At 64.7% G+C, this 4501-nt stretch carries 3 protein-coding genes and 1 pseudogene; all 4 read left to right on the forward strand.

What is annotated here, in order from left to right; all coding sequences use genetic code 11:
• A partial coding sequence (locus tag EN749_RS31170) for an NAD(P)/FAD-dependent oxidoreductase (RefSeq protein WP_145991072.1) occupies window positions 1-1560 on the forward strand: 1560 nt, incomplete at its 5' end.
• A complete protein-coding gene (locus tag EN749_RS31175) occupies window positions 1560-2042 on the forward strand; it encodes a MarR family transcriptional regulator (protein WP_127321410.1) in 483 nt (160 codons plus the stop codon). The genes EN749_RS31170 and EN749_RS31175, both read left to right, overlap by 1 nt.
• 99 nt (window positions 2043-2141) lie before the next feature.
• Window positions 2142-4295 carry an indolepyruvate ferredoxin oxidoreductase subunit alpha gene (locus EN749_RS31180; protein WP_128364597.1) on the forward strand — a complete coding sequence of 718 codons (2154 nt, stop codon included), beginning with the start codon at window positions 2142-2144 and terminating at the stop codon, window positions 4293-4295.
• A pseudogene (locus EN749_RS31185) lies at window positions 4288-4501 on the forward strand (hypothetical protein); the annotation flags it as partial. The gene EN749_RS31180 and the pseudogene EN749_RS31185, both read left to right, overlap by 8 nt.

The raw sequence follows: 4501 nt of genomic DNA on the forward strand, positions 1-4501 counted from the left end.
GATCACATCATCGTCGGCAGCGGCATCAACGCGCTGGTCTGCGCGGCGATGCTCGGGGGCAAAGGGGCGCGTGTGCTCGTCCTGGAGCGCAACGACCGCATTGGCGGTTGCATGCGCAGCGAGGAGATCACCGCGCCCGGCTTCATCCATGATGTGATGGCGACGACCTTCGTGCTGTTCATCACTTCTCCGGCCTTTGCGGCACTGGGCGCCGACCTAGCACGGCACGGGCTGGAGTTCTGCCACACGGGCACGCCGACCGGCGTGCTGCGGCCGGACGGCAGCCATGCCGTGCTCGCCACCGACCGTGCCGCCAACGTCAGCGTCCTTAATGCGATCGCGGCAGGCGACGGTGACCGGCACGCGGATGATGTCGGCGGCATCGAGCGCAATGCCGGCCTGCTGTTCGGCTTGCTCGGCGGCAGCCTGTGGTCTTACCCGACAGCAAAGCTGCTTGCCGGTGATGGCTGGCGGCGGGGCCCGCGTGGCCTTGCCGCCTTTCTTGGCGAAGCGCTCGTGCCGGCGCGCAACTGGCTCGAAAGCACCTACCAGTCTGAAACCATCCGTGCGCTGTGGGCGCCCTGGGTGCTGCATGCTGGGCTTGGACCCGAAGATGCATTCTCCGGCCAGATCGCCAAGGTCATCGCCTTCGCGCTGGAAGCGGCCGGGGCACCGATCGTCAAGGGTGGCGCGCAGAACCTGCTGGCGGCCTTCGAGGCTTTGATCCGGGAACGCGGCGGCGACATCCGCACCGGCGCCGACGTCGCTTCGATCGATCAAAGCAATGGCCGGGCAACCGGCGTGCTGCTGGCCTCGGGTGAGACAATCACGGCCAACAAGAGCGTCATCTGCTCGGTCACCCCGACGCAGCTCTATGGCAGGCTGCTTGGAGCGGATGCTCCCAAAGCCGATGTCGAGGCGACGCGGAAATACCGCTATGGCAAAGGCAATTTCCAGATCCACTACGCCCTGGACAAATCGCCAGCATGGCGGGGCGAAGGCCTGGACAAGGTGGCACTGCTGCATCTGACGCCTGGGCTGGATGGCGTCTCGAAAGCCTGCAACGAGGCGGCGCGCGGTATGCTGCCGGAGGTGCCGACCATCTGTGTCGGCCAGCCGCATGCGCTCGACCCGTCGCGCTGCCCGGAAGGCAAGGCGGTCCTCTGGCTGCAACTGCCCGAGGCGCCTCGCCACATCAAGGGCGACGCCGCCGGCAAGCTGCAGGCACCAGCGGACGGGCAATGGACCGATGTGCTGCGCGAAGCCTATGCCGATCGCGCTGAAGCGATCCTCGCCAGCCATATCGAGGGCTTCAAGGACAGCGTCATTGCGCGGCGCGCCTATTCGCCGGCCGATCTCGAGGCGATGAACATCAATCTGGTCGGCGGCGATCCCTATGGCGGTTCCTCGACCATCGACCAGTCCTTCCTGTGGCGGCCGTTCAAGAGCAGCCGCAACCATCAGACCGGCATCAAGAACCTCTACCATATCGGCGCCTCGACCCACCCGGGCGCGGGTCTCGGCGGCGGTTCCGGCTTTCTCCTGGCGGGGAGGCTGTGATGGAAGAGAAGGTCACTGAGAAGCGCCAGCGCATTTCGACCCTGGGGCAGATCGGCCTGCAGCAATTCGCGCCCTATCTGATGAACCGCATCATGGGCCGCTACAACGCCACTCTGCGCGACGATTTCCGCAAGCAGGGCCTGACCATTCCGCAGGTGCGCACCCTGGCCGTGCTGTCGGTCACCGACGGCATCACCGTCAACGACCTCTCGGTCTATACGGTCATCGAGCAGTCGACCTTGAGCCGGACGCTCGACTCACTCGAGGGCCAGGGCCTGGTACGGCGCGAACAGGGTGTCACCGACAGCCGCATCCGCCATGTGTTCCTGACCGACGAGGGCCGCGCCGAGTTCGCGCGCGCCTGGCCGGCCATGCATGACGCGTTCGAGGCGATGTTCGACGATATCGACGACGCTGAATATTCCGCACTCATCGCCACGCTTTTGAAGATGCTGAAGAACATTCGCAAGCACGACATCTAGCATGACCCCGAAAAGTGGATCCCGGTTTTCGGAAGAGGTCATGCTCAAGCAGATAGACCTACGCGCCGCCAGCCTCAGGCGGTAACGGAAGGAGAAAAAATGGCCGAACGCTCTTTTGCCAAGGAAGTCGAAAAGCTTCGGCTGGGTGCCGGCGAGGAATTTGCCGGCGAAGGCATCCTCGCCATCACCAAAGCGCTGCTGCAATGCGGCGTCGGCTATGTCGGCGGCTATCAAGGCGCGCCGATCAGCCATCTAATGGACGTGCTGGCCGACGCGCAGGACATTCTGGGCGAACTCGGCGTGCATTTCGAAGCCAGCGCATCCGAAGCCACCGCCACCGCCATGCTGGCGGCGTCAGTGCATTATCCGATCCGCGGTGCGGCGACCTTCAAGTCGACGGTCGGCACCAATGTCGCCTCCGATGCGCTGGCCAACCTCGCCTCCGGCGGCGTCACCGGCGGCGCGCTGATCATTGTCGGCGAGGATTATGGCGAAGGCTCCTCGATCATGCAGGAGCGCAGCCATGCCTTCGCCATGAAAAGCCAGGTCTGGCTGCTCGATCCGCGCCCCAATCTGCCATCGATCGTCAAGGCGGTGGAGGACGGTTTCGAACTGTCGGAGATTTCCAACACGCCGGTCATGCTGCAGGTGCGCATCCGCTGCTGCCACGTCCACGGCCATTTCATCGCCAAGGACAACAAACGGCCGCCGATGACTGTCGCCGATGCGCTTGACGCACCGCGCCGCGACACCGGCCGCATCGTGCTGCCGCCAGCGTCCTTCCTGCATGAGAAGGAGAAGGTGCAGAAGCGCTGGCCGGCGGCGGTGGACTTCATCGCCAAGAACAAGATCAACGAGTTCTTCGGCTCGGATCATGGTTCGGTCGGCATCGTCCTGCAGGGCGGCATGTACAATTCGGTCATCCGCGCGCTGCAGCGGCTCGGCCTTGCCGACATTTATGGCGACACCGACGTGCCGCTCTATGTGCTCAACGCCGTCTATCCGCTGATCGATGACGAGTTCCTGTCATTCTGCGAGGGCAAGCAGGCGGTGCTGGTCGTCGAGGAAGGCCAGCCCAACTACATCGAACAGGCCTTTGCTTCGATGCTGCACAAGGCCGGTCGCGGCACCAGGCTGGTCGGCAAGGAGTACCTGCCGATGGCCGGCGAATATACCGGCCAGGTCATGCTTGACGGCATCGGCGCCTTCCTGCGCGCCGAGGCGCCGCATCTTCTGCCCGGCGAAGTGCGCGCGCCCAACAAGGTCGGTGACGGCGTCGACGCAGCCGACCTGATCAATGTCGTGCCGGGCCGTCCGCCGGGCTTCTGCATAGGCTGCCCGGAACGGCCGATCTTTGCCGCGACAAAACTGGTCGAGCAGGAACTCGGCAAGCACCATATCGCATCCGACATCGGCTGCCATTTGTTCTCGATCATGCCGCCTTTCGAACTCGGCGCCACCACCATGGGCTATGGCCTGGGCCCGGCCTCCGCCTCAGCCTTCAATTCGCCTGATGCCAAGCGCCGCTCGATCTCCTTCGTCGGCGATGGCGGCTTCTGGCACAACGGCCTGACCTCCTCGATCGGCAATGCGGTGTTCAACAAGAACGACGGCGTCATCGTCATCGTCGACAATTTTTACTCGGCGGCCACGGGTGGGCAGGACATCCTGTCATCGCGCGCCGGCAACAAGACCAAGTCGACGAAGCACCCGATCACCGAGGCGGTGAAAGGCATGGGCGTCAAATGGCTGCGCCATGTCGACCGCACCTATGACGTGACCAAGGTGCAGGACACGCTGCGCGAAGCACTGACGACGGAGGAGAAAGGGCCGAAGGTCATCGTCGCTTCGTCCGAATGCATGCTCAACCGGCAGCGCCGCGAAAAGCCGCTGGTCGACAAGGCGATCAAGGGCGGCGAGCGTGTGGTGAAACCGAAATTCGGCGTCGATGAGGACATCTGCACGGGCGACCATGCCTGCATGCGGCTGTCCGGCTGTCCCTCGCTGTCGGTCAAGTCAACAGACGATCCGCTGCGCGACGATCCGGTCGCTCATATCGACCAGAGCTGCGTTGGCTGCGGCAATTGTGGCGAGGTCGCCGATGCGGCGGTGCTCTGCCCGTCCTTCTACCGCGCCGACGTCGTACACAATCCGAGCCGCTGGGATCGCTTCCTGGAAGCCGCGCGCCGGACCACCATCAGCCTGTTGCAGCGCCGCCGCGAAAGCCGGCGCCTGACCTTCGCCGATGCTTGACGCCGTCCCCCCACTTCGCGCCCGCGCCGGCGCTCAGGATAGCGAGCGTGTCATCAAGCTCGCCGTGCTGGCGGTCGGCGGCCAGGGCGGTGGCGTGCTCGCCGACTGGATCACCGCTGTCGCCGAGCGCAACGGCTATGTTGCGCAATCGACCTCGGTCGCCGGCGTCGCCCAGCGTACCGGCGCCACCATCTATTATGTCGCGA

The sequence above is a fragment of the Mesorhizobium sp. M7A.F.Ca.ET.027.02.1.1 genome, from assembly GCF_004022985.1.
Lineage (GTDB): Bacteria > Pseudomonadota > Alphaproteobacteria > Rhizobiales > Rhizobiaceae > Mesorhizobium.